Source organism: Microcella sp., from assembly GCF_025808395.1.
In the GTDB taxonomy this organism is placed as follows: domain Bacteria; phylum Actinomycetota; class Actinomycetes; order Actinomycetales; family Microbacteriaceae; genus Microcella.
The window spans coordinates 1,658,404-1,682,537 of sequence record NZ_CP075524.1 but is presented as its reverse complement, the minus strand read 5'-3'; the positions used below and the strand labels follow the sequence as shown (position 1 = coordinate 1,682,537).

Here is a 24,134-nt window from a genome sequence, read left to right as displayed (position 1 = left end):
CCGAGTACGATTGACCCTCATGACCACCCCCGTGAACCTCGGCGTCGTCGGCGCCACTGGCCAGGTCGGCGCCGTCGTGCGGCAGCTGCTGATCGAGCGCGCGATGCCTTTGGCGAGCACCCGCTTCTTCGCGAGCGCGCGCAGCGCCGGAACGACCATCGACTTCGATGGCACTCCGATCACCGTCGAAGACGCCGCGACGGCCGACCCGAGCGGTCTCGACATCGCGATCTTCAGCGCCGGCGCCACGACCAGCAAGGCGCAGGCGCCCCGCTTCGCCGCCGCGGGCGTCACCGTCATCGACAACTCGAGCGGCTGGCGAATGGACCCAGAGGTGCCCCTCGTGGTCGCCGAAGTGAACCCGCACGCCCTCGCGAACCCGCCGAAGGGCATCATCGCCAACCCCAACTGCACGACCATGGCGGCCATGCCGGTGCTCAAGGTGCTCGACGCCGAAGCGGGTCTCAGGCGACTCATCGTCAGCACCTACCAGGCGGTCTCGGGTGCGGGGCTCGCGGGCGGCGAAGAGCTGCTCGAGCAGGCGACGGCCGCGGTCGCGCAAGACGCGATCGGCCTCGTGCGCGACGGGCGCGCTGTGTCGATGCCCGACGCCCAGAAGTTTCCGACCCACATCGCCTTCAACGTGATTCCTCAGGCGGGCAGCTTCGTCGACGACGGCCTCGGCGAGACCGATGAAGAGAAGAAGCTGCGCAATGAGAGCCGCAAGATTCTCGAGCTGCCGAATCTGCTGGTGAGCGGCACGTGCGTGCGCGTGCCCGTCTTCACGGGCCACTCGCTCTCGATCAACGCAGAGTTCGAACGGCCGTTGAGCCCCGAGCGCGCGCGCGAGCTTCTGGCAAACGCTGCGGGCGTGACCTTGGCAGATGTTCCCACCCCGCTCGACGCCGCCGGAGTCGACCCGTCTCTGGTCGGTCGCATCCGCGCCGACGAGGGAGTGCCAGACGGCCGCGGCCTCGCGATGTTCATCAGCAACGACAACCTGCGCAAGGGCGCAGCGCTCAACGCGGTGCAGCTCGCCGAGCTGGTGGCTGCGCAGCTCGTCGTCGCCGCGTAGCCGCGATGGCCGAGCCCGTCACACGCGCCGAGCCCGTCACGAGCTACGCCGCAATCGGTGACAGCTTCACCGAGGGCATGGGTGACGAGCGGGCCGACGGAACACCGCGCGGCTGGGCCGATCTCGTCGCCGTCGGCCTCGCGCACGCGGCGGGCGGGTCGATCGGCTACGCCAACCTCGCGATTCGGGGGCGCCTGCTCGCGCCGATCATCGACCATCAGTTGCCCGCAGCTCTCGAGCTCGGCCCGCGGCTGCTCAGCATCAACGGCGGCGGCAACGACATTCTGCGGCCGCGGGTCTCGATCACGGCGGTCGCCGACCGACTGGTCGAGGCGGCGGTCAGGGCGGCCGAAACCGGCGTGAGCACCGTGGTCGTCAGCGGCGGCAACCCGACGCGGCACATTCCGATGGGGGCGTCATTCGAGAAGCGCGGTGATGCGCTCGCCGAGGCTGTGCGTGACCGACTCGAGGGCACCGGCATCGTGTTCGTCGACAACTGGTTCGACGATCGCCTGCCCGACCTGCAGTACTGGTCGATCGATCGGCTGCACTTGAACGCTCGCGGCCATGCCATCGCCGCGAGCAATGTGCTGGCCGCGTTGCAGGTGCCCATCGCTGATGCCTCGACGGCGCCAGACGATCACGACGAGCTCGTGCGCCCGCGCACCGCCGAATACTGGCGGCACTATGTGCTGCCGTGGATCGGCCGTCGGCTCACCGGCCGGTCTTCTGGCGACAATCGCGAACCCAAGCGACCAACCCTCGAGCCGGTGACCGCCGCCGATCTCTGACCGCTGCGCTCGGCGAACTGTCAGCCCGAGGGCGTCGAATACTCGGCATGACCACTCGCCGCGCTACCCTCGCTGTGCTCGCCGGGGGCGTGGTGGCCGCGCTGTTCGTCGCGTGCGCATCCACCGCCCCGTCGCCGTCGCCGTCGAGCGGCGCGGCCGCGCCGCTCGCGGCCTTCTACGGCGACTCGTACACGCTCGGCACGGGCGCGAGCGACCCGAGCGCACGCTGGTCGACGCGAATCGCCGAGAACCGCGGGTGGCGCGAGTTCAACCCGAGCGTCAACGGTCTGGGCTTCATCAACCGCCGCACGCTCTTCGGCGACGGCGACCTGCCCTCGATGATCATCGAGAAGCGCCCCGACATCGTCTTCGTGACCATGGGGCTCAACGACAACTTCGCTTTTCCGTACGCGGCCGACGCGATCGAGGCGCAGATCGCCACCGACCTGCAGCGGCTTCGCAAGGGGCTTCCGGATGCCCGCATCATCGTCGTCGAACCGTTCTGGTACACGGCTCGGCAACCGGAGTCGTTCGGCATCATCGCGGGCTGGGTGCAGCGTGAAGCGCTCGCGATCGGCGCAGACCACATCGCCGGTGCCGGCACCTGGATAGCGGGCAGGCCGGGAGAGATGGCGAGTGACGGGCTGCACCCCAATGACGAGGGCTATGCGCTCATGACCGAGCGCATGGATGCCGCGCTGAAGCAGCTCGGGCTGTAGCCGCTATTCGGTGCGAGGCTGTCGCAGCGTGCGCACGATGAGCTGCACTGCCGCGGCGACGAGCAGCAGGCCGAACAGCAGGCCAGACAGCGCAGGCGGAATGACGAAGGCGAGGGCGACCCCGGCCAGTGAGAAGACGACGGCGGCGGCACCGACGATGAGCCCGTCGCGCACGCGAACGAGTCGAGCGCGACGGTTCGAGAGCGTGCCCACCACTGCGGCGGGAATCATGGCGACGAGCGAGGTGCCCTTCGCGAGCAGGTCGCCCATGCCGAACAGCGCGATCAGCACGGGCACGGCGACGATGCCGCCGCCGATCCCGAAGAGGCCGGCGAGCACTCCCATCGTCACGCCGAGCAGCACGAGGCCCGCCACCGAGGCGGGCGTCAGTGCGAGTGCTGCCCCGCGATCGGGTTCGACGAGCATGAGGTAGACCGCGGCGGCGAGCATGCCCGCGATGAGCATCCACCGCAGCCACACGATCGGCAGTCGTCGCAGCAGCAGCGTGCCGAGGGGTGCGCCCGCGATGGCGCCTGCGCCGATGATGACGCCGGCGAGCACGTCGATCTGACCGCCGATGGCGTAGCCGATCGATCCGACGATGCCGGTCGGCACGATGGCGAGCAGCGAGGTGGCGGTGGCCCGTCGCTGGGGCATGCGGGCCCACCACATGAGCAGGGGCACCATGAGCAGGCCCCCGCCGACCCCGAACAGTCCCGAGAAAAGCCCCCCAATTGCGCCGACGGCAAGAAGGGCAAGAGTCACCGGCACAGCCTAACGGCGGTCGACGGCGGCACTGCGGCGCGCCGGTAAACTCGTGGCGTGACCGAACCCTCTGAGGCGACACCCGTCGACGCCGTGCTGATCGGCGGAGGCATCATGAGCGCCACGCTCGCCACGATGCTGCAGCAGCTCGAGCCCGAGTGGGATATCCGCATCTACGAGCGACTCAGCGATGTGGCCCTCGAGAGCTCGAACCCGTGGAACAACGCCGGCACCGGCCACGCGGCACTCTGCGAGCTCAACTACACCCCCGAGCGGCCCGACGGCTCGATCGAGATCGCCAAAGCCGTCGTCATCAACGAGCAGTTTCAGGTCTCGCGGCAGTTCTGGTCATACCTGGTGGGCGAATCGGTGCTGCCCGACCCGAGCAGCTTTCTGAGCGCGACCCCGCACATGAGCATGGTGTGGGGCGAGAAGAACGTCGAGTACCTGCGCAAGCGCTATGAGGCTCTGCGCGAGCACCCCCTCTTCGCCGGTTTCGAGTTCTCTGACGACCCTGCGCAGATTCACGAGTGGGCGCCCCTCGTCATGCCGGGCCGCGTGAAGAGCCAGCCCGTGGCGGCGACGCGCACGACGGCGGGCACCGACGTCGACTTCGGTGCGCTCACGAAGCTGCTCGTCGAGGGACTCGAGTCGAGGGGCGCGACGGTGCAGCGCGAGCACCGGGTCACCGGCATCTCGCGCACGCGCGACGGGCTCTGGAAGCTTCGCCTGCGGCACGAGGTCGGCATGACGCCGGTTGAGGTCACGGCTCGTTTCGTCTTCGTCGGAGCCGGTGGTCATGCTCTGCCGCTGCTGCAGAAGAGCGGTATTGCTGAGATTCGCGGCTTCGGGGGTTTTCCGGTCAGCGGCGGCTGGTTGCGGTGCGACGAGCCGAGCGTGGTCGCCCAGCACCACGCGAAGGTCTACGGCAAGGCGTCGGTCGGTGCACCGCCGATGTCGGTGCCGCACCTCGACACTCGCGTCGTCGACGGCACGGCGAGCCTGCTGTTCGGCCCGTATGCAGGGTTCACGCCGAAGTTCTTGAAGACCGGTTCGTGGTTCGACCTGTTCGCCTCGATCCGCTGGCACAACATCGTGCCGATGGTGCAGGTCGCGCTGCGCAACCTCGATCTGGTCACCTATCTGGTGGGCGAGCTGCTGGCGTCGCCATCGAAGAAGCTGGATGCCCTCCGCGCGTTCTATCCCAACGCGAAGGCTGACGACTGGTACGCGATGACGGCCGGGCAGCGCGTGCAGATCATCAAGAACGAGCCGGGCAAGGGCGGTGTGCTGCAGTTCGGCACCGAGGTGGTCGCGTCGGCCGATGGTTCGATCGCTGGCCTGCTCGGGGCGTCGCCCGGAGCCTCGACGGCAGCACCGATCATGCTCGAGGTCATCGAGAAGTGCTTCCCAGACCGACTCGAAGCGTGGCGGCCCGTGCTGCGCCGCATGGTGCCGAGCTATGGCCGCAGCATCGGCGACGACCCGGCGCTCGCCGCCGAGGTGCTCGAGTCGACGGCGCAGACGCTCGCTATCACCCGCTAGTTGCGCGCGGCCCCGTCTGAGGCCGTGACGACGAAGGTGTCTGGCTGGCCGAAGCCGTGCTCGCCGAACGCGTTGTCGACGGCGACGTGCACTCGTGACAGGTCGTCGACGCGTACCAGGGCGATGGCCGCGCCGCCGAATCCGCCGCCGGTCATGCGGGCGCCGATCGCGCCGGCGCCGTTCGCGGTCTCGACGGCGAGGTCGAGCTCGGGCACCGAGATCTCGAAGTCGTCGCGCATGCTGCGGTGCGAGGCATCCAGCAGCTCGCCGATCGCCGATGCGCCCTGATCACGCAGCACGGCAACGGTGTCGAGCACGCGCTGATTCTCGGTGATGACGTGGCGGATGCGCCGATAGGTGACGTCATCGAGCAGCTGCTGCGCGCGCGGCAGGTCGTCGACGGTGAGGTCGCGCAGTGACGATGCGCCCATCGCGGCGGCCCCGCGCTCGCACGCGGCACGGCGCTCGCCGTAGCCGCCGGTGGCGTGGCTGTGCTTGACGCCAGTGTCGATGACGAGGATGGCGAGCCCGGCTTCGACAAGTCTGAGCGGCACGAGCTCGCTCTCGAGCGTGCGGCAGTCGAGAAAGACGGCGTGGTCGAGTGCACCCAGCAGCGACGCCGACTGGTCCATGATGCCCGTGGGGGCGCCGACCGCGACGTTCTCGGCCCGCTGGCCGACGCGCGCGAGGGTGCGGCGGTCGAGGCCCAGCTGCCAGACATCGTTGAGGGCGAGGGCGACGGCGCTCTCGATCGCGGCCGAGCTCGAGAGCCCCGCGCCGACGGGCACGTCAGAGTCGATGAACAGGTCGACGCCGGGCACGGCGGCGAGGTCGGCACCGAACTCGCTGAACGCCCACGCGACACCGAGCGGGTACGCAGACCAGCCGCCGAGGGCGTCGGGCGAGAGCGCGTCGAGGTCGATCTCGGCGAGCTCGTCGGCGAAGGTGCTCGCGACGCGCACGAGGCGGTCGTCGCGCACGCCGAGGGAGACGACCGTGCGTCGGTCGATCGCGAAGGGCAGCACGAAGCCCTCGTTGTAGTCGGTGTGCTCGCCGATGAGGTTGACGCGTCCGGGGGCCGACCAGAGGCCGTCGGGCGCATGGCCGAAGACGGCCTCGAATCCCTCGCGGGCGTCGTCGCGAATGTCAGTCATTGCCGGTGCTCTCGATTCCGTTGCGAATGAACTCGGCCTGGGCTTCGGGGGCGACGTCGCCGATGAAGGCGCCCATCGCGGCCTCCGACCCGGCCAAGTACTTCAGTCTGTCAGCGCCGCGGCGGGGGCTCGTCACCTGCAGCATGAGCCGCACGGTGTCGCGCCCGACGTGCACGGGTGCCTGGTGCCAGGCGGCGATGTAGGGCGTCGGGGTCTCGTAGAGCGCGTCGATGCCGCGCAGCAGGCGCCGATAGAACGGGGCGAGCTCGTCCTTCTCGTCGTCGGTGAGCCCGGCGAAGTCGGGCACGTGCCGGTGGGGCAGCACGTGCACTTCGAGGGGCCAGCGGGCGGCGAAGGGCACGAACGCGGTGAAGTGCTCGCCGCGCAGCACGACGCGCTCACTCGCCTGCTCGCTCTCGAGCACGCGGGCGAAGAGGTCTGGCCCGACCTGCTCGATCGAGCGCAGCAGCGTGCGGGTGCGCGGGGTGACGAAGGGGTAGGCGTAGATCTGCCCGTGCGGGTGGGGCAGGGTGACGCCGATCTCGGCGCCGCGGTTCTCGAAGGGGAACACCTGCTGAATGCCGGGCATCGCGCTGAGCGCGGCCGTGCGGTGCGCCCATGCCTCGATGACGGTGCGCGCGCGGCTGACGCTCTGCGAGCCGAACGAGCCTTCGTGCTCGGGCGAGAAGCAGACCACTTCGCAGCGCCCGACGCTCGTGCGGGTGCGGCCGATGCCGATCTCGGCGAGGTCGTTCAGGCCCTTCGGCGCGTTCTCGTGCTCGAGCGCCGGCCCGAAGCTGGGTGACCGGTTCTCGAACACGGCCACGTCGTAGTTGCTGGGTATCTCGCTCGGGTTCTCGTCGCTGGCGGGTGCGAGCGGGTCTTGGTCGGGCGGCGGCATGAAGACACGGTTCTGCCGGTTGCTCGCGATCGACACCCATTCTCCGCTCAGCACGTCTTGCCGCATGCTGGCGGTCTCGGGGCGTGGGTCGAGCACGCGGCGGTCGATCGAGCGCGTGTCGCCGAGGGTCGTGTCGGCGTCGTCGACGTAGATGAGCTCGCGCCCGTCGGCAAGGGTCGTGGCATGAAAGCGAATCGGCACTCCCCGATGGTACGGCGAGGGGCTTGCGATCTCGCAAAGAGTACGCTTTCGATATCGACAAGTATCGAAAGGGCGCACCATGGATGCCGCACCGCAGCGTCGCGAACGACTCGCGACCCTCGTGGCCGACCGCGGTTTCGCCCGCGTGGTCGACCTCGCCCGTGAACTGCGGGTGAGCGAGGTGACCGTGCGCACCGACCTCGCCGTGCTCGAGGGCGACGGCCGCGTCACGCGAGTGCACGGCGGCGCGATGCCGCGGGGCCTCGTCGCCGAGCGCGAGAGCAGTGTCGAGCAGTCGCGCACGCGACTGAGCAGGGCGAAGCGAGCGATCGCGGTCGAGATGGCGTCGCGCGTGCGGTCGGGTGACAGCCTGCTGCTCGACGTGGGGTCGACGACGCTCGCGGTCGCCCACGCTCTTGTTGCTCGCGCCGACCTCGACGAGCTCGTGGTCGTGACGAACGGCCTCACGATCGCGCTCGCGCTCGAGAAGGCGATGCCCCGCTTCACCGTCGTCGTCACCGGCGGCACACTGCGCTCGCTGCAGCACTCGCTCGTCAACCCGCTCGCCACGACGCTGCTCGACGATGTGCGCGTCGACCTGGCCGTGCTGGGGGCGACCGGCGTCGATGCCGAGGCGGGCGTCACCAACGTCAACCTTCCCGAGGCAGAGGTGAAGCGCCGCATGGTGGCGAGTGCTGCGCGGCGCGTGCTCGTCGCTGACTCCTCCAAGCTCGGGCAGGTGCACCTCGGCCGCGTCGCGGCGCTCGACGAGCTCGACGAGCTCATCACCGACGACGCGGCGCCCGCCGACCGAGTCGCAGCACTGCGGGCCGTGGGCCTGGCGGTCTCGCTCGTCAGAGTGCGCGCTCACTAGGCTGACGGAATGACCACCACGCACGACCAGGCCACCCACCACCCCGCTCCCCCCACCGGCACGCAGCACTCGTTGCGCCACGACGGAGCGCACGGCACCGTCGAAGCGACGATCACGGCCGTGGCCGCATCGCTGCGGTCGCTCACCGTCGACGGTCACGACCTCGTGCAGGGCTATGTCGAGAGCTCGACGGCGCCGTTCGGCTGCGGCATCGTGCTCGCCCCGTGGCCGAATCGGGTGCGAGACGGCGTCTGGATGCTCGACGGCGCAGCGCAGCAGCTCGACATCACCGAGGTCGACAAGAACAACGCGATTCACGGCCTGCTGCGCAACACCACATACCAGCTGGTCGAGCGCAGCGACGATGCCGTGACGCTGGGCGCAGCAGTCGTGCCGCAGCACGGCTGGCCGTTTCACCTGTGGACGACGGTGGAGTACCGGCTCACCGGCAACGGTGTTCGCGTCACCCACTCGGCGACGAACCTGGGTGCGCAGTCGGCGCCCCTCGCTGTCGGAACCCACCCGTTCATCAGAGTCGGTGCGCATCCGGTCGATTCTTTGACGATCACGGCTCGCACCGTCGAGCACGTCATGGTCGATGACCGACTGAACCCGGTCGGCATGGAGCCGGCCACGGGGCTGTGGAATCTGAGTGAGGGCCGAGTCGTCGGCGAGCTCGCCCTCGACGACGCCTTCCGCGTGCAGCCCGACCCAGACGGCGTCATCCGCACCGTGCTCGCCGCGCCCGACGGCACCGAGACCGAAGTGTGGCAAGACGGCGACTGGGAGTGGCTGCAGCTGTTCATCACCCGCATCTTTCCGACGGCAGACGGCCCCGTCACGGCGATCGCCGTCGAGCCGATGACGGCACCGGCCGATGCCCTCAACTCAGGGGCCGGGCTGCGCTGGCTCGCGCCCGGTGCGTCGTGGTCGGGCAGCTGGGGCATCTGCCGCCCCGCGTAGAACCGGGGGTTTCCCCGCGAAAGGGGGGTGCGGGCAGGGCTGTACCCCGAGCCGAGGTACTGGTTGGATGAGCACAGGGGGCAGGGGGATGCCCTCCGCGTGCTCGACGCACGAATCGTCGACGGGGGAATCGCATGGCAGTAGCACCGAAGACCATCGTTCTGGTGGTGGTGGGGCTTGCCGTGGTCGGCGGCGGATTCGCTGTCGCGCCCCTGCTGGGTGACGCGTTCACCGACTCGGTGTCGCCTTCGAGCGAGATTCTCGGCGGACCTGTCGAGTTCGCCGTCAACGCGAACGGCGAAACGTACGGTAGCCCGATCAACGACTCGGTGCCGAAGCTCATGCTCACGCTCTCTGACGAGGGCGAGGTCGGCTATGTGCGGGTGAGCGAGCTCGATCTGGCGCGCAACTCGGCGAAGTCGACGACGAACCCGAACGCCGTCTTCAGTGTGAAGGTGTATCTGTCAGACGGTGAGACCGTCATCGGCCAGTTCACGGTGACGGCCGACACCCCCGGCCCGCGCGACGGCTTCAGAAACTGAGAAGAGTAGGCCCCGTCGGGCTTGCGTGAGCGTGCAGTGCACGGTCACGAAAGTGAAGAGTAGGCCCCGTGGGGCTCGAACCCACGACCCACGGATTAAAAGTCCGTTGCTCTACCAACTGAGCTAGAGGCCCGCACCTTCTAATCTACCGCGCCGCGGCGCACAGTGTTGCGGGCTAGCGTTGACCGCATGTCTGATCGTCCACGTCGCCCGGTGCGGCTGCCGAGCGACGCCTTCGATGTGCAGCAGGGCGGGCTCGACCCGGCGGTGACGCTGCGCATCGCGCACGACTCTGCTCGAGCCCTCGTGCACCGAGTGCGTGCGAGCGACGACCCCGACCTGATCGAGCGCATGGTGGCCTACACCGATGAGCACGGCCTCGACACCCTGGCCGAACTGTGGTCGCAGGCGGCGGCGCGCTCGCTGCCGGGGGTGCTGTGGCGGCTGTCGTTGCTGCGCGCGCTGATCCGCGCCGACCCGGCGGGCGTCGCGCTCATCTACCAGCGGGGCAGCGAGGTGCTCTCGACGGCTGATGTCGTCGTCGCGGGCGCCGAGAGCCCGACGGGCCCCGCCGAGATTCAGCGCCTCGCCGACGAGGTGCTGCGGGGTGCATACCAGGGCGACTTCGCGATCGCGCTCGACCGCGCTGCGGCGTTCTGCCGCACTGCAGCGGCCGGGGCCGCCGATCTCGCTGACGACGCCGACTCGGCCGCCGACGACGCTCGGGCGTCAGAGCTGACGACTCGGGCCGCGCGCCTCGACTCGAGCGCGCACGACTTCACGGCGAGCGCCCGCCTCGAGCGCAGCGGTTCGCTCGACTGAGACCGAGCATCCCACGGCGACGGATGCTCGGGGAATGCCGCACAGGTCATCGCGGTTACACTGCTCTAGCCGGGCCGCAGTAACCCCGGGCTCCAATTCTCGCCGCTACGAGCGGCCACTCGCCGAGAGGCGTTCTGCGGCTCGGCTTTCTCATGCCCGAACGTCGGGTGCCGAGCGTCGCTGAACCTGAGAGTTCGCCGAGGGCACCGGTCGTCGGCAAACCGTCACCCCCTGGGCGCCGAACACGAGGCATGTCACCGACTGCGAACCGTCTGCGCCTCAGCGCCACGCTCGTCGCCCTCGTCGTCGCCCTCACGGGCTGCGCAGGGCAGTCGAGCGAGCAGCCTGGCGAGCACGAGGTGATCACTGTCGGGCTGCGGTTCATGCCAGACACCATCACGGTGGCGGTCGGCACGACCGTCACCTGGCGCAACGGCGAGACCATCGGGCACACGATCACGTCGGGTGCCTGGGGCGACGTCAATGAGAGCACCGGGCTTCGCGGCGAGCAAGCGGCCGACGGACTGTTCGATCACGCTCTTGCGCCGGCGGGCCAGCCCGGTGACGAGTTCTCGTTCACCTTCACCGAGCCGGGGGAGTACCTGTACTTCTGCCAGCCGCACCTCACGATGAACGCTCGCGTCATCGTCGAGGAATGACCGCACCATCACCGCACCATCACCAACACATAAGGGGATCACATCATGCGCACCACAACCGCATTCGCCGGCCTCGGCCTGGCTGCCGCTCTCGTTCTGACCGGTTGCTCGACCGCAGCCCCGGCCGACGAACCGATGGAGGCACCTGCCGCCACCACGATCGACACGGTCAACAGTGACGGTGCCGGATTGCGCGCGGCGCTCACCGCTCTGCTCGCCGACCACGTCTACCTCGCCGGTGCCGCGATCGATCAGGCGCTGCAAGACGGTGGCGACCTGACCACGCCGAACGTGCAGGCGGCTGTCGCAGCTCTCGACGCGAACTCGGTCGAGGTGGCCGCACTCGTGGGCTCGGCCTATCCAGACGCTGAGCAGCCGTTTCTCGACTCATGGCGCTCGCACATTCCGTTCTTCGTGAACTACACGCTCGGCAAGGCGACGGGTGACGAGGCCATGGCCGAGCAGGCGGTCGCCGACCTGGGCGCCTACGCGGTGTCGTTCGGGCAGCTGATCAACTCTGTGGTGCCCGAGCTGCCTGCCGAAGCAGTGCAGGCCGAGCTCGAGATGCACGCTGTGACCCTGCTCGCGGCGATCGACGCGAACATCGCCGGCGACCCGGCGTACTTCGACCTGCTGAAAGAGGCTGCGAGCCACATGCCGATGACCGCGCAGGCTCTTGCGGGCGGTATCGCCGCGAACCTCGGCATTCAGTAGCACCAGCTGGCGCGCCAGCGCCGACCACCGGCCGGTGGGGAGGGTACCCGAGACCCGCCTCACCGGCCTTTCTGGCCGTCTCGACAGGGAGTAGCTGAGATGCTGGTACTCGTGCCCTCCGATATCGAACTCGACGATGCCGCGCCTGCGGGCGACACTCTGGTCGAGACCACGAATGCTCTGCTGCTGCGTGTGGCGCAGGGCGACCAGCGCGCGTTCAGCGAGTTGTACGACATCATCGCCCCGCGCATGCTCGGGCTGGTGCGTCACGTGCTGAAAGACCACGCGCAGTCTGAAGAGGTCGTGCAGGAGGTGCTGCTGGAGGTGTGGCAAACCGCTCCCCGCTTTGATCCGAATAAGGGAAAAGCGGTGACGTGGATGCTCACCATGGCCCACCGGAGGGCGATCGATCGCGTGCGCAGCGCGCAGTCGTCGCGCGACCGCGACACCCGGGTGGGCATCCGTGATCTCGATCGAGACTTCGATTCGGTTGTCGAGAGCGTCGAGATCCGCATCGAACATGACCGAGTGGAGAAGGCCTTGAGCCGGTTGACCGAGCTGCAGCGGCAGGCTGTGGAGCTTGCCTACTACGGCGGCTACAGCCACAGCGAGGTGTCGGCCATGCTCGGTATTCCGATGGGAACAGTGAAGACTCGATTGCGCGACGGCATGATGCGGCTGCGCGAAGAACTGGGGGTGGCGTCATGAGTCGATTCGATGACGACGTCGACGGCACCGATGCGATGCGCGACGAAGAGTTCGACGACGTGCGCGCGGCACTGGGGCTCGCAGTGCCACCGGTCGAGCCCTCTGCCGGGCTGAAGAGCTCGATCATGGCGGCAATCGCCTCGACCCCTCAGCTCTCGCCTGCCGCCGACGATGCCGCCGACGAGTCGACCCTCGAGCGCGGTGCCGGGTCGCCAGCCGAGCGTCGTGCGAACGCACGCTGGTTCTCTCGGCCGGTCATGCTCGTGACGGCGGCGGCTGCCGCGGCCGCGGTGTTCTTCGGCGGCGTGCTCGCGGCTGACCTGGTGCGACCGGTCGAGTCGAGCGCCAGCGAGCAGCTCGCCGCGATCGTCGCGGCACCCGATGTGTCGACGCTGGTCTCACCGGTGGCGGGCGGCGCTTCGGCCACGCTCGTGTCGTCAGAGTCTGTGGGCCTCTCGGTCATGGTGTTCGAGGGCCTGCAGCCGCTGAGTGACGACGAGCGCTACGCCCTGTGGTACATCACCGACGGGGTTCCGACGCCGGCGGGCCTGTTCGCCGTCGACGAGGGTGAGACCGTCGTGCAGGTGCTCGAGGGCGTCTTCGAAGCGGGCACGATCGTGGGGGTCACCGTCGAGCCCGCGTCGGGCAGCCCGGCTCCGACGACCGACCCGATCGTGGCGATCGCGACCGCCTGAGCGCCACCGCCTGAGCGCGCCGGCACGGTCTCTGCACCGCGTCGCACTCCAGTGTTGTATTATTACTACATAGTATTTATGCTACAGACATGGGACGAAAGCCGAAGTCAGAAGACCCGGTCTACACGCGCATCGAAGACCACCGAGTGCGCGTGGGGCTGAGCCGACAAGAGTTCGCCGACGCCGTCGGAGTGCACTACCAGACGGTGGGCTACCTCGAGCGGGGCGAGTACGCCCCGTCGCTGGCGCTGGCGCTGCGCATCTCGCACCTCGTGGGCGCGCCGGTCGAGCAGCTCTTCTCCCTGACCCCGTTCGCCGAGACAGAAGTGGAGCAGTCACCATGAGCGAGAAGAAGCTCAGCGCTCGAGAGCGCAACGAGAAGGCCGTGTCTGAGATGGCAGAGAGCGTCATGCGCGACACGCGATGGGATGCCCTGCGCACGCGCGGCGGCCGCCTCGCGGTCGTCGGCGTCATGATCGCGATGCTCGTCGCCATGCCACTCGCGTGGTTGTTCTTGCCGGCGCTCGCCGCGCTCGGGGTGGTCGGCCTCGCCGCCGTCGCCTGGTGGGCGCTGCGCATGTCGGTGCGAGTCATCGCCGACCTGCCCGAAGAGTATCTCGATGAGCGCCAATCGCGGCAGCGCGACAGGTCGTACGTCGACGCCTACCGCTGGTTCGTCGGTCTGACGCTCGTCGCCGCGACTGCGGCACTGATCTGGTTCGTCATCGTCAGCGAGAACGACCTGGTGACGGTCGAGATCTCGTGGGGTGCCGCCATGGCGATCTTCTGGGCCTTCGAGGGTCTGGCGCTGACCCTGCCCTCGATCGCCCTCGCGCTGCGCGAGCCCGACAGAGTGTGAGGGCTTCGGCTAGTGCGCCGGCGCGATCTCGGCGATGAGCGCTTCGATGCGACCCTTGATGTCGTCGCGGATCACGCGCACCGAGTCGATGCCCTGCCCTGCCGGGTCGTCGAGCGCCCAGTCTTCGTAGCGCTTGCCGGGAAAGACCGGGCACACGTCGCCGCAGCCCATGGTGATGACGACGTCAGATTCGGCGACCGATTCGGTCGTCAGCACCTTCGGTACGTTGTGGGCGATGTCGATGCCCTCTTCTGCCATCGCGGCGACAGCGACGGGGTTGATCTGGTCTTTGGGCTCTGAGCCGGCCGACAGCACGGTGACGCGATCGCCGGCGAGATGCTGCAGGTAGCCGGCGGCCATCTGCGAGCGCCCGGCGTTGTGCACGCAGACGAAGAGCACGGTGGGTCGGTCGGGGGCGTGAGAGGTCATGCTGAAAGTATAGACGCAGGTCGATATTGAGCGAGCGGGATGCTCAGCCCAGCACCTCGGCGAGCAGCTGCCGCACACGCTCATCGATGTCGTCACGAATCGCACGCACTCGTTCGAGCGGTTGCCCTGCCGGGTCATCGACCTGCCAGTCGAGATAGCGGCGCCCGGCAAGCACCGGGCAGGCGTCACCGCAGCCCATCGTCACGACGATGTCGGCTGCCCGAACGACGTCGTCGGTGAGGGGTTTCGGAAACTCGCCGCCGAGCGGCACCCCGATCTCGTCCAGGGCTGTCACGACGGCAGGTCGAATGCGGTCGACCGGGGCCGAGCCTGCGGTGCGCACGCGCACGCGCTCGCCTCCGACGTGGCGCATGATCGCCGCCGCGAGCTGCGAGCGACCAGCATTCTGCACGCAGACGAAGAGCACCTCGACGGGGTCGCCCGCGTCGGCGCGTCGGTCGCCCCTCGCGCGCGCGGCCAGTCGTTCGGCGGCGAACTGCGCGGTCGCCGATGACAGCGAGCGCCCAGAGCCGTCGCGCTCGCGCAAGAGGTCGTAGCTCTCGAGCACGACCCGCTCGACGCTCTCTCGCGAGAAGGTGCCGACGAATCTCATCGTCAGGTCATCGATGATCTTCGACAGCAGGCTGCCGCTCACCGTGCCGGGCGCCGGCGGCTCGAGCCATTCGTCGAGGCGGGCAGAGACGGCGTCGGGCAACGAGTACCACACCTCGCGCCCGCGCGGCTCTCGCTCGACGACTCCTGCACTCGCGAGCACCTTGAGATGGTGCGACACGGTCGGTTGACGCAGGCCGAGCGACGCCGTGAGGCGCCCGACCGTCGCTGAGCGCGAGGGCTCATCACGCAGAATGCGAACGATCTCTGCACGAGTCGCGTCGCCCAGAGCGGCCAGGCCCGGCGCAGCGAGCCCGCGCACGCCACCCGATGGCTCCCGCGGCGAATGTTGCATAGACCTGAGTCTATTCGTTCCCGTACAGTGACGTCGTGACTGAATCCTCTTCTGCCGACGCGGTCGTCGTGGCCCCCCGGCGACTGCCGATCAGACTCGCCGCCGAGGCGCTGGGCAGCGGCGTGCTGGGCGGCACGGTGATCGGCTCGGGCATCATGGCAACCCTGATCTCAGACGACGTCGGAGTGCAGCTGCTCATCAACGCGATCGCTACCGGCGCGGCGCTCACGGTGCTCATCCTTATACTGGGGCCGGTCAGCGGAGCCCACCTGAACCCCGCCGTCACGCTCGCGCTCGTCGCCGACCGACGCGTGCCGGCACGCGAGATCGCCCCCACCATCGCCGCGCAGCTGCTGGGCTTCGCAGCGGGCGCTGTCGTCGCCAACCTCATGTTCCGGTCGGTCGCCCTCTCGGTCAGCACGACCGTGCGCGGCGAACCAGGGCTGCTGCTCGGCGAACTCGTCGCCACGGCCGGGCTCGTGGCGGTCATCCTGACCCTCGTCCGTCGCGATCAGCGCGCCTGGGTGCCCGCCGCGGTGGGCCTCTACATCACGAGCGCCTACTTCGCGACGAGTTCGACGAGCTTCGCGAACCCCGGCATCACCGTCGGCCGCATGCTCAGCGACAGCTTCGCCGGCATCGCCCCCGAGAGCGTGCTGCCGTTCATCGCCGCGCAGCTCGTGGGCGCCGCCATCGGGTTCGCCCTCGTGAGGCTGCTCATCGCCGCACGCTGAGCCCCGATTCGTCGTTCGGCGTTCACCCGTCGTTCACCGAGAGGGCCGATGCTCGCACTCATGACCGCGTTCTCGACCGCCAGCCGACAGGCATGCGGGCGGGTCTGGGCGCCGCGGTGACTCTGGCACGGGGTATTGCCCTGCAAGACTCCGGCCGTTTACTTGCCGTCCATGTGCGGTGGATTGCATGAGGGCGTCGGCCACCGGCTGACACGTCACATTCTGGTAGGCGGCCCTCACGCCGCCAACGAAGGGATCGCAAAAGTGTTCAACAAATACAGCAAGACGGGGGCTTTCGCGGCGACGCTCGCGGCCGCCGCCCTCGTGCTCAGCGCCTGTGCCGGAGCCGACGCTCCCGCCGAAGAGCCCCCCGCGGGCGAAGAGCTGCTCAGCGGCGCGGTCATCATCGATGGCTCGTCGACGGTTGCCCCCAACACTGAGGTCGCCGCAGAGCTCTTCGAAGAGATCCAGCCCAACGTGCAGGTCTCGGTCGGTGTCTCGGGCACCGGCGGTGGCTTCGAGAAGTTCTGCAACGGTGAGACCGACATCTCGGAGGCATCGCGTCAGATCAAAGACGACGAGGCCGAGCGCTGCGAGGCCAACGGCATCGACTTCGTCGAGCTCGGTGTCGCCAACGACGGCCTCGCAGTCGTCGTGAACGCCGACAACGACTGGGCTACGTGCCTCACGGTCGACGAGATCTCGTCGATGTGGCGCCCCGAGAACCCCGTCACCAACTGGGCCGACGTGCGCGCCGGCTTCCCGAGCCAAGAGATCATCCTCTACGGCCCCGGCACCGACTCGGGCACCTTCGACTTCTTCACCTCAGAGATCAACGGTGAGAGCGGTGCGATCAACGCGGCCTACAACGACATCGGCGAAGACGACAACGCTGCGGTGCTCGGTGTGCAGGGCGGCCTCGGCAACTCGGCCTTCATCCCGCTCTCGTTCGTCGAGGCCGCGGGTGACTCGATCCGCGCCATCGAGGTCGCGAACGACAACGGCGACTGCGTCGCACCGTCGCTCGACACCGTGCTGACGGGCGAGTACAGCCCGCTCGGTCGCCAGCTCTACGTGTACCCCTCGGCTGACGCTCTGCAGAAGCCTCAGGTGCTCGCGTTCCTCGAGTTCTACGTGACCAACCAGGCTCGCATCGCCGAGACGGCGGGCTTCATCCCGCTGAACGCCGACCAAGAGGCTGAGGCGCTGCAGCGTCTGCAGTCGCTGCTCTAACTCGGCATAGCACCGCACACCAACGAGCGAAGGTAGTCCAGGAATGGCCACGACCACGATCACCAGTACCCCCGATGCAGAGTTCTCGCTCACCGCGAAGACGAAGCGCATCGGCGAGAAGATGATCGTGGCGTGGCTGTTTCTGGCTGCCGCGCTCGCCGTGCTCATCACGATCGGCATCGTGGTCGCACTGATCCTGCCGACGATCGACTTCTTCCGCGAGGTGCCTTTCGACCGCTTCTTCTCAATGGAGCCGTGGGCGCCCCTGTTCGCGACCCCCACCTACGGCGTCGTGCACATCGTCGCCGGCACCGCGGCGATCGTGATCTACTCGTCGGTCATCGCTCTGCCCGCAGGGCTCGCCTCGGCTATCTACATGAGCGAGTACGCGGGCCCGCGAACGCGCAAGGTTCTGCAGCCGCTGCTCGAGATTCTCGAGGGAATCCCGACCGTCGTGTACGGCATCTTCGCCCTCTTTTTCGTCGCGCCGCTGCTGAAAGACAACTGGCCCACCTGGATTCCCGGCAAGCTCGGTGAAGAGCCCGGATTCCAGTTCGTGCTTGCGGCCGGGCTCGTGCTCGGCGTCATGATCATTCCCACCGTCGCCTCGGTGGCCTACGACTCGATGAACGCAGTGCCGCGTGCCCTGCGCGAGGCCGCCTACGGTCTCGGTAGCACGCGCATGCAGGTGGCGACCAAGGTCATCGTGCCGAGCGCTCTCTCAGGCATCACGGCCTCGTTCGTGCTCGGCCTCTCGCGCGCGGTCGGCGAGACCATGGTCGTGCTCATGGCCGCTGGTGCGATGGCGAACATCTCGCTGTGGCCGAACGACCCGATTCTCACCATGACCGCGTTCATCGGGCGCACTGCCACGGGAGATGTCTCGACCGGCACCACCGCCTACTACACCGTCTTCGCCGTCGGCGCTCTGCTCTTCTTGATCACGCTGACGGTCAACTTGATCGCGATCGCACTCGTGCGTCGATTCCGAGAGGTATACGAATGAGCAAGACGTCAGGGCGCACCCGCATCGCCGTGGAGGCGACCCGCAGCTCGACGATTCGACTCGATCGCGTCGGCATCGACATCAAGGGCGAGCTCTTCCGCGCCGTGCTGCTGTTCTCGATCATGCTCGGCCTCGTCATGCTCGCGACGCTGCTCATCTTCGTCGCCATTCGCGGTTCTGACCGTCTCGACCTCAATCTGTTCACGCAGATGCCGTCGTCGATCAACACCGACACCTCGGGCTTCCTGCCCGCGATCGTCGGCACGACGTATGTCATGCTCGGCACGCTCGTCACGATCGTTCCGCTCGGTGTCAGCGCGGCGATCTACCTCGAAGAGTATGCAGACCGCGACAAGTGGTACAACCGCGTCATCGAGGTCAACATTCAGAACCTCGCCGCAGTACCCTCGATCGTCTTCGGCATTCTCGGCCTCGCCTTCATCGTGCGCGGCCCCCTGAGCCTGGGCTTCGTCGCGTTCGCGGGGTCGCTCACCCTCGCGATGATGGTGCTGCCCACGGTGATCATCTCGTCTCGAGAGGCGATTCGAGGCGTGCCCCCGACCCTGCGCGACGCGTCGCTGGGGCTCGGTGCCACGAAGTGGCAGACGACCTGGCGTCAGGTGCTGCCGCTGTCGGTTCCCGGCATTCTGACGGGCACCATCCTCGCGATGTCACGGGCGATCGGTGAGACCGCCCCGCTCTTGCTCGTCGGCGCGACCACCTTCGTGCGGTTCTTGCCCGAGAGCGCGTTCGAGGGTGCGTACAGCGCGATTCCCGTGCAGATCTACCAGTGGGCGGTGCGTCCGCAAGACGAGTTCCGCGTGCTGGCCGCAGCGGGCGCCCTCGTGCTCGTCGCCCTGCTGCTGACCATGAACTCGGTCGCGATCTGGCTGCGTGCCAGGTACGCCCGCCAACTCTGACCCGACCACGAACTGAGGAATCTCATGACTGACCCAGCCGCAAAGACCCGTCCAGAATCCTGGCCGCACCGCACGGTGTTCACCATCGACGATCTGAACGTCTACTACGGCAACTTCCACGCCGTGAGCAACGTCGACCTGGCGTTCGGTGTCAATGAGATCACGGCGCTCATCGGGCCCTCGGGCTGCGGCAAGTCGACGGTGCTGCGGTGCCTCAACCGCATGAACGACCTGGTGGCCACCGCGCGCGTCGAGGGGCGCGTCGAGTACCACGGCATCGACATCTACGGGCCCAAGATCGACCCGATCGAGGTGCGCCGTCACATCGGCATGGTCTTCCAGAAGCCCAACCCCTTTCCGAAGTCGATCTACGACAACATCGCCTACGGCCCTCGCGTCACGGGCATGAACGTCGAGAACATGGACGACCTCGTCGAGAGCACGCTGCGCCGCGCGGCACTGTGGGACGAGGTGAAAGACAAGCTCAAGCAGAACGCCTACGGACTCTCGGGCGGTCAGCAGCAGCGCCTGTGCATCGCACGCGCGATCGCGACCGACCCAGACGTCATCCTCATGGATGAGCCCTGCTCGGCCCTCGACCCGATTGCGACCGGTCGCATCGAAGACCTCATGCACGAGCTGCGCGACACGTACTCGATCGTGATCGTCACGCACAACATGCAGCAGGCCGCTCGAGTCGCCGACCGCACGGCGTTCTTCAGCGTGCTACAAGACGAGGCGACCGGTAGCCGCACGGGCACGCTCGTCGAGTACGGCATGACGACGCAGATCTTCGAGCAGCCGAAAGACGAGCGCACCGAGGGCTACATCTCGGGCCGCTTCGGGTGATCGCCTCGGTCTAGCCGAACCGGCCAGACACGTAGTCTTCGGTCGACTTCTGCGCGGGGTTCGAGAAGATCGTCGTGGTGTCGTCGTACTCGATGAGTCGGCCCGGCTTGCCCGTGCCCGCGATCGTGAAGAAGGCTGTCTTGTCGCTCACGCGGCTGGCCTGCTGCATGTTGTGCGTGACGATCACGATCGTGTAGTCGTCTTTGAGCTGCTCGATGAGGTCTTCGATCGCCAGGGTCGAGATGGGGTCGAGGGCCGAGCAGGGCTCGTCCATGAGCAGCACATCGGGTGATACCGCGATGGCGCGGGCGATGCACAGGCGCTGCTGCTGCCCGCCAGACAGGCTCGCCCCCGGACGGTCGAGACGGTCTTTCACCTCGTTCCAGAGGTTGGCGCCGTTGAGCGAGGCCTCGACGAGCTCGTCAGCTTCTGCCTTGGGCATGCGGCGTGCGTTGAGCTTGACTCCGGCGAGAACGTTGTCGCGAATCGACATGGTCGGAAAAGGGTTGGGGCGCTGAAACACCATGCCGACCTGGCGCCGCACGAGCACGGGGTCGACACCGGGGGCGTAGAGATTGTTGCCGTCGATGAGCACCTCGCCCTCGACGCGAGCGCCGGGAATCACTTCGTGCATGCGGTTGAGCGTGCGCAAGAACGTCGACTTTCCGCAGCCCGAAGGCCCGATGAAGGCGGTCACGCTGCGCGGCTCGATCGTCAGGGTGACCCCTTCCACAGCGAGAAAGCTGCCGTAGTAGACGTTGAGGTCGGTGACTTCGATGCGTTTCGACACGTCGGGCTCCTGGTGCGGTTCGGGGTCAGCGGCGCGTGCGCGGTGCGAAGGCGCGCGCCACGAGTCGGGCGATGAGGTTCAGCGCCATCACGATGAGGATGAGGGTCAAGGCTCCGGCCCACGCGCGTTCGAGGTAGTAGTCGACTTGCGAACCGGGGTTGGCGTACTGCGTGTAGACGAACACGGGCAGGCTCTGCATGCGCTCGCTGAAGGGGTTGTAGTTCATGCTCGAGGTGAAGCCGGCCACGATCAAGAGCGGCGCCGTCTCGCCGATGACGCGCGCGATGGCCAGCGTGATGCCCGTGATGATGCCGGCGGCGGCGGTCGGCAAGACGACCTTGGCGATCGTGCGCCAGCGCGGAACACCGAGCGCGTATGAGGCCTCACGCAGCTCTTGCGGCACGAGCTTCAGCATCTCTTCGCTCGATCGCACGACCACGGGAATCATGAGCACGGCGAGCGCGATCGACCCGGCGAACCCCATGCGCAAGCCCTCGCCGAAGATGAGGGCGAAGAGCGCGTAGGCGAACAGCCCTGCGACGATCGAGGGGATGCCCGTCATCACGTCGACGAAGAATGTGATCGATCGTGCCAGGCGCCCTCGGCCGTACTCCACCAGGTAGATCGCAGTGAACAGCCCCACCGGCACCGAGATGACGGTGGCGAGAGCCGTGATGATGAGCGTGCCGACGATGGCGTGCAGCGCGCCTCCGCCGTCGCCGATGACGCTGCGCATCGAGTGGGTGAAGAACGTGATGTCGAACCGGTCGGTGCCGTTGATGATCACGGTGGTCAAGAGCGAGATGAGCGGCAGCAGCGCGATCACGAAGGCCGAGACGACGAGTGCCGTGACGAGTCGATCGGTCGCTGCGCGGCCGCCTTCGGCCGCTCGTGAGATCACGGTGATCATCACGACGTAGGTGAGTGCCCCGAGCAGAATCGCTGGCACGATCGAGAACTCGGCGATCGCACCGGCACCCGCCAGCAGGCCGATGACGCCCATGCCTGCCGCGACTGAGACCCCGAGCAGGGTCGGCGCGAACCACCGGGGCAGTCGCCCCGAGGTGTAGGCGTTGGGCTGTGCGGCGACCGAGGTCATCGTGACTCCAGCCCTCGCTCGTGGTGCGTGACGATCGCACGGGCGATCGAGTTCACGGCGAGCGTGATGACGAAGAGGATGAGCCCGGTGGCGATGAGTGCATTCACCTGAAGACCGGCCGATTCAGGAAAGTTGAGGGCGATGTTGGCCGCGATGGTCGACGGGTTCTCGGGGGTCAAGATGGCGAGGCTCACGATCGCCGATGGAGAGAGCACCATCGCGACCGCCATGGTTTCGCCGAGTGCGCGCCCGAGCCCGAGCATCGAGGCTGAGACGATGCCCGATCGTGCATAGGGAAAGACCGCCATGCGAATCATCTCCCAGCGCGTGGCGCCGAGGGCGAACGCCGCTTCTTCGTGCAGCACGGGGGTCTGCACGAAGACCTCGCGGCACAGGGCGGTGATGATCGGCAGCACCATGACCGCGAGCACGATGGCGACCGTGAGCACCGTGCGTCCCGTTCCTGAGGCGGGCGGCGCGAAGAGAGGAATCCACCCCAGGTTCTCGGTCAACCAGGTGTAGAACGGCACGGCCGCTGGTGCGAGCACCGTGATGCCCCAGAGCCCGTAGACGACGCTCGGAACCGCCGCGAGCAGGTCGACGATGTAGCCGAGGGGCTGGGCGAGTCGACGAGGGGCGTAGTGAGAGATGAAGAGCGCGATGCCGATCGACAGCGGCACCGCCATGAGCAGTGCGAGTGCCGCAGCCCACACGGTGCCGAAAGCGAGCGGCCCGACGTAGTGCCAGAAGCTCTCGGGCTGGCCCCGCAGGTCGGCGGGGTCGGCGATGAGCGCCGGAATCGACTGGGCGACGAGAAACACGGCGACGGCGGCGAGCGCGAGCAAGATCGTGACACCAGCCGCCACCGCGAGTCGCCTGAAGACCACGTCGCCCAGTCGAGCGCGGGCGGCAGAGGCCAGCGTGTCTCGTGGCGCGGTCGCCGTCATCGGATGCTGCCGATCGCTGCCGTCACTCGCTCGGCGAGCCCAGGGCTCAGCGGGGCCGAACCGGCGAACTCGGCCGAGACCGCCTGGCCCTCGGGGCTCGCGACGAACTCGAGGAAGCCCCGTACGAGCTCTGCAGTGTCGGGGTCGCGGTACTGCTCGCAGGCGATGACGTAGCTCACGAGGACGAGCGGGTAGGTGCCCGGCTCGTCGATGGTGCGGTCGATCGCGATCGCGAGGTCGTTCGCGGCTCGGCCGTCTTCGAGCGGAGAGAGTTCGACCACTCTGGCCGCGGCCTCGGGCGTGTAGTCGACGAACTCGTCGCCTACCAGCAGCGAGGCGATGCCGAGCCCTCCTGCCCGTGAGGCATCGGCGTAGCCGATGGTGTTGATGCCGTTGGTGACGGCGTTGACGACGCCCGAGTTGCCTTGCGCCGACTCGCCGCCGAACGGCCAGTTGTCGGCTGCGTCGACCCCCCATTCGTCGCTCGCGGCTTGAGCCAGATAGTCGGTGAAGTTCTTCGTCGTGCCGGAGGCGTCTGAGCGGTGCACCGCGGTGATGGTGGCGTCAGGCAGCCGGGTGTTCTCGTTCAGTGCGGCGATCGAGGGGTGGTTCCAGCGCGTGATGTCACCCCGAAAGATGCGCGCCGTCGTCGCGGCGTCGAGGCGGAGCCGGTCGACCCCCTCGACGTTGAAGATGATCGCCAGCGGCGAGATGTAGAGAGGCAGGTCGATGCCTGTCGTGCCGTCGACGCATCCCCCGAACGCTCCCTCGAGCTCACTGGGCGAGAGCGGCGAGTCAGAGCCCGCGTAGTCGACGCCCCCTGAGAGAAAGGCTTCTCTGCCGGCGCCCGAGCCCGAGGGCTCGTAGTTCACGGTGAGGCCGCCGTTGGCGTTCTGCACCATCGCGATCCACGCCTCTTGTGCGGCGCTCTGAGCCGACGAGCCTGAGCCGTCGAGGGTTCCGACGAGGCTGCCGGGCAGAATCACGCGGTCTCGTTCGTTCACTGCGCAGGCCGCGAGACTCACCACCGAGGCGAGTGCGAGGGCGCCGACGGCGATGCGCGAGAACAGCACCCGAGCCCTTTCGATGGAGGTCAACAGCACGACGGGTCGACGCGCGAACGCCGCCAGCGAAGTCAAGCACATTCAGGCCGAGAAAGGTTAACAGCAGGTT

General features: G+C 67.9%; 28 protein-coding genes and 1 tRNA gene. 19 read left to right on the top strand and 10 right to left on the bottom strand.

What is annotated here, in order from left to right; genetic code table 11:
• Positions 1–19 precede the first annotated feature (19 nt).
• Genes KIT89_RS08190 through KIT89_RS08180 form a run of 3 tightly spaced genes read left to right on the top strand, consistent with a single transcriptional unit; the run spans position 20 to position 2,585 of the window.
• Complete coding sequence (locus tag KIT89_RS08190; RefSeq protein WP_297600130.1) at positions 20–1,075, top strand: aspartate-semialdehyde dehydrogenase; 1,056 nt, start codon at positions 20–22, stop codon at positions 1,073–1,075.
• Positions 1,076–1,080: 5 nt separating this feature from the next.
• Positions 1,081–1,866, top strand: a complete 786-nt coding sequence (locus tag KIT89_RS08185) for an SGNH/GDSL hydrolase family protein (RefSeq protein WP_297600128.1) — start codon at positions 1,081–1,083, stop codon at positions 1,864–1,866.
• Positions 1,867–1,913: 47 nt separating this feature from the next.
• The gene (locus tag KIT89_RS08180; protein ID WP_297600125.1) at positions 1,914–2,585 is read left to right on the top strand and encodes an SGNH/GDSL hydrolase family protein; all 672 of its coding nucleotides are present in this window, start codon (positions 1,914–1,916) and stop codon (positions 2,583–2,585) included.
• A gap of 3 nt (positions 2,586–2,588) precedes the next feature.
• On the opposite strand, the gene KIT89_RS08175 is transcribed toward KIT89_RS08180, so the two are convergent.
• A complete protein-coding gene (locus tag KIT89_RS08175; protein ID WP_297600122.1) occupies positions 2,589–3,350 on the bottom strand; it encodes a sulfite exporter TauE/SafE family protein in 762 nt (253 codons plus the stop codon).
• Between the two features lie 57 nt (positions 3,351–3,407).
• Between KIT89_RS08175 and KIT89_RS08170 the strand changes: the two genes are divergently transcribed.
• Positions 3,408–4,895: a malate:quinone oxidoreductase gene (locus KIT89_RS08170; RefSeq protein ID WP_297600120.1), complete on the top strand. Its 1,488-nt coding sequence runs from the start codon at positions 3,408–3,410 to the stop codon at positions 4,893–4,895.
• Here KIT89_RS08170 and galK read toward each other — a convergent pair.
• On the bottom strand, positions 4,892–6,049 hold the full coding sequence (gene galK / locus KIT89_RS08165; RefSeq protein WP_297600117.1) for a galactokinase: 1,158 nt from the start codon (positions 6,047–6,049) through the stop codon (positions 4,892–4,894). The genes KIT89_RS08170 and galK overlap by 4 nt on opposite strands.
• Positions 6,042–7,151 carry a galactose-1-phosphate uridylyltransferase gene (galT, locus tag KIT89_RS08160; protein ID WP_297600114.1) on the bottom strand — a complete coding sequence of 370 codons (1,110 nt, stop codon included), beginning with the start codon at positions 7,149–7,151 and terminating at the stop codon, positions 6,042–6,044. The genes galK and galT overlap by 8 nt, the downstream gene beginning before the upstream one ends.
• Before the next feature lie 79 nt (positions 7,152–7,230).
• Between galT and KIT89_RS08155 the strand changes: the two genes are divergently transcribed.
• The 3 genes from KIT89_RS08155 (at position 7,231) to KIT89_RS08145 (ending at position 9,530) form a co-directional block, all read left to right on the top strand.
• On the top strand, positions 7,231–8,025 hold the full coding sequence (locus KIT89_RS08155) for a DeoR/GlpR family DNA-binding transcription regulator (RefSeq protein ID WP_297600112.1): 795 nt from the start codon (positions 7,231–7,233) through the stop codon (positions 8,023–8,025).
• 9 nt (positions 8,026–8,034) lie between these two features.
• Positions 8,035–8,988 (top strand): aldose 1-epimerase family protein, encoded by a 954-nt coding sequence (locus KIT89_RS08150; protein WP_297600110.1) that lies wholly within the window; start codon positions 8,035–8,037, stop codon positions 8,986–8,988.
• A 134-nt stretch (positions 8,989–9,122) separates the two neighbouring features.
• On the top strand, positions 9,123–9,530 hold the full coding sequence (locus KIT89_RS08145; protein WP_297600107.1) for a hypothetical protein: 408 nt from the start codon (positions 9,123–9,125) through the stop codon (positions 9,528–9,530).
• 60 nt (positions 9,531–9,590) lie between these two features.
• Here KIT89_RS08145 and KIT89_RS08140 read toward each other — a convergent pair.
• Positions 9,591–9,663 (bottom strand) — tRNA-Lys (locus KIT89_RS08140).
• A gap of 56 nt (positions 9,664–9,719) precedes the next feature.
• Here KIT89_RS08140 and KIT89_RS08135 point away from each other — a divergent pair.
• From KIT89_RS08135 to KIT89_RS08105, 7 genes are all read left to right on the top strand, one after another.
• A complete protein-coding gene (locus tag KIT89_RS08135; RefSeq protein WP_297600104.1) occupies positions 9,720–10,352 on the top strand; it encodes a DNA-directed RNA polymerase subunit beta in 633 nt (210 codons plus the stop codon).
• Positions 10,353–10,603: 251 nt separating this feature from the next.
• Complete coding sequence (locus KIT89_RS08130) at positions 10,604–11,011, top strand: plastocyanin/azurin family copper-binding protein (RefSeq protein WP_297600100.1); 408 nt, start codon at positions 10,604–10,606, stop codon at positions 11,009–11,011.
• A 45-nt stretch (positions 11,012–11,056) separates the two neighbouring features.
• Positions 11,057–11,725: a hypothetical protein gene (locus KIT89_RS08125; RefSeq protein WP_297600098.1), complete on the top strand. Its 669-nt coding sequence runs from the start codon at positions 11,057–11,059 to the stop codon at positions 11,723–11,725.
• A gap of 99 nt (positions 11,726–11,824) precedes the next feature.
• Entirely contained in the window at positions 11,825–12,433 is a 609-nt protein-coding gene (gene sigK, locus KIT89_RS08120; RefSeq protein WP_297600096.1) for an ECF RNA polymerase sigma factor SigK, read from the top strand.
• Positions 12,430–13,128 carry an anti-sigma factor gene (locus tag KIT89_RS08115; RefSeq protein WP_297600094.1) on the top strand — a complete coding sequence of 233 codons (699 nt, stop codon included), beginning with the start codon at positions 12,430–12,432 and terminating at the stop codon, positions 13,126–13,128. The genes sigK and KIT89_RS08115 overlap by 4 nt, the downstream gene beginning before the upstream one ends.
• Positions 13,129–13,217: 89 nt before the next feature.
• Positions 13,218–13,472 (top strand): helix-turn-helix transcriptional regulator, encoded by a 255-nt coding sequence (locus KIT89_RS08110; RefSeq protein ID WP_297600092.1) that lies wholly within the window; start codon positions 13,218–13,220, stop codon positions 13,470–13,472.
• Entirely contained in the window at positions 13,469–13,987 is a 519-nt protein-coding gene (locus tag KIT89_RS08105) for a hypothetical protein (RefSeq protein WP_297600090.1), read from the top strand. Before KIT89_RS08110 ends, KIT89_RS08105 begins: the two co-directional genes overlap by 4 nt.
• Before the next feature lie 9 nt (positions 13,988–13,996).
• Here KIT89_RS08105 and KIT89_RS08100 read toward each other — a convergent pair whose 3' ends face one another.
• Positions 13,997–14,416: an arsenate reductase ArsC gene (locus KIT89_RS08100; RefSeq protein ID WP_297600088.1), complete on the bottom strand. Its 420-nt coding sequence runs from the start codon at positions 14,414–14,416 to the stop codon at positions 13,997–13,999.
• 43 nt (positions 14,417–14,459) lie between these two features.
• Positions 14,460–15,383, bottom strand: coding sequence for a metalloregulator ArsR/SmtB family transcription factor (locus KIT89_RS08095; protein ID WP_297600086.1), 924 nt, complete (start codon positions 15,381–15,383; stop codon positions 14,460–14,462).
• 35 nt (positions 15,384–15,418) lie between these two features.
• Here KIT89_RS08095 and KIT89_RS08090 point away from each other — a divergent pair, with 35 nt between their 5' ends.
• From KIT89_RS08090 to pstB (KIT89_RS08070), 5 genes are all read left to right on the top strand, one after another.
• Entirely contained in the window at positions 15,419–16,117 is a 699-nt protein-coding gene (locus KIT89_RS08090; RefSeq protein ID WP_297600085.1) for an MIP/aquaporin family protein, read from the top strand.
• Between the two features lie 264 nt (positions 16,118–16,381).
• Positions 16,382–17,350 carry a phosphate ABC transporter substrate-binding protein PstS family protein gene (locus tag KIT89_RS08085; protein WP_297600083.1) on the top strand — a complete coding sequence of 323 codons (969 nt, stop codon included), beginning with the start codon at positions 16,382–16,384 and terminating at the stop codon, positions 17,348–17,350.
• Positions 17,351–17,393: 43 nt separating this feature from the next.
• The gene (gene pstC, locus KIT89_RS08080; protein ID WP_297600081.1) at positions 17,394–18,356 is read left to right on the top strand and encodes a phosphate ABC transporter permease subunit PstC; all 963 of its coding nucleotides are present in this window, start codon (positions 17,394–17,396) and stop codon (positions 18,354–18,356) included.
• Entirely contained in the window at positions 18,353–19,276 is a 924-nt protein-coding gene (pstA, locus tag KIT89_RS08075) for a phosphate ABC transporter permease PstA (RefSeq protein WP_297600079.1), read from the top strand. Before pstC (KIT89_RS08080) ends, pstA (KIT89_RS08075) begins: the two co-directional genes overlap by 4 nt.
• 24 nt (positions 19,277–19,300) lie before the next feature.
• A complete protein-coding gene (gene pstB / locus KIT89_RS08070; protein ID WP_297600076.1) occupies positions 19,301–20,125 on the top strand; it encodes a phosphate ABC transporter ATP-binding protein PstB in 825 nt (274 codons plus the stop codon).
• Positions 20,126–20,135: 10 nt separating this feature from the next.
• Here the strand turns inward: pstB (KIT89_RS08070) and pstB (KIT89_RS08065) are convergent, their stop codons facing one another.
• Genes pstB (KIT89_RS08065) through KIT89_RS08050 form a run of 4 tightly spaced genes read right to left on the bottom strand, consistent with a single transcriptional unit; the run spans position 20,136 to position 24,106 of the window.
• Positions 20,136–20,915, bottom strand: coding sequence for a phosphate ABC transporter ATP-binding protein PstB (gene pstB / locus KIT89_RS08065; protein WP_297600072.1), 780 nt, complete (start codon positions 20,913–20,915; stop codon positions 20,136–20,138).
• Positions 20,916–20,940: 25 nt separating this feature from the next.
• Positions 20,941–22,014: a phosphate ABC transporter permease PstA gene (gene pstA / locus KIT89_RS08060; RefSeq protein WP_297600069.1), complete on the bottom strand. Its 1,074-nt coding sequence runs from the start codon at positions 22,012–22,014 to the stop codon at positions 20,941–20,943.
• On the bottom strand, positions 22,011–22,961 hold the full coding sequence (gene pstC / locus KIT89_RS08055; RefSeq protein ID WP_297600067.1) for a phosphate ABC transporter permease subunit PstC: 951 nt from the start codon (positions 22,959–22,961) through the stop codon (positions 22,011–22,013). The genes pstA (KIT89_RS08060) and pstC (KIT89_RS08055) overlap by 4 nt, the downstream gene beginning before the upstream one ends.
• Positions 22,958–24,106 carry a phosphate ABC transporter substrate-binding protein PstS gene (locus KIT89_RS08050; protein ID WP_367275863.1) on the bottom strand — a complete coding sequence of 383 codons (1,149 nt, stop codon included), beginning with the start codon at positions 24,104–24,106 and terminating at the stop codon, positions 22,958–22,960. Before KIT89_RS08050 ends, pstC (KIT89_RS08055) begins: the two co-directional genes overlap by 4 nt.
• Positions 24,107–24,134: the final 28 nt, after the last annotated feature.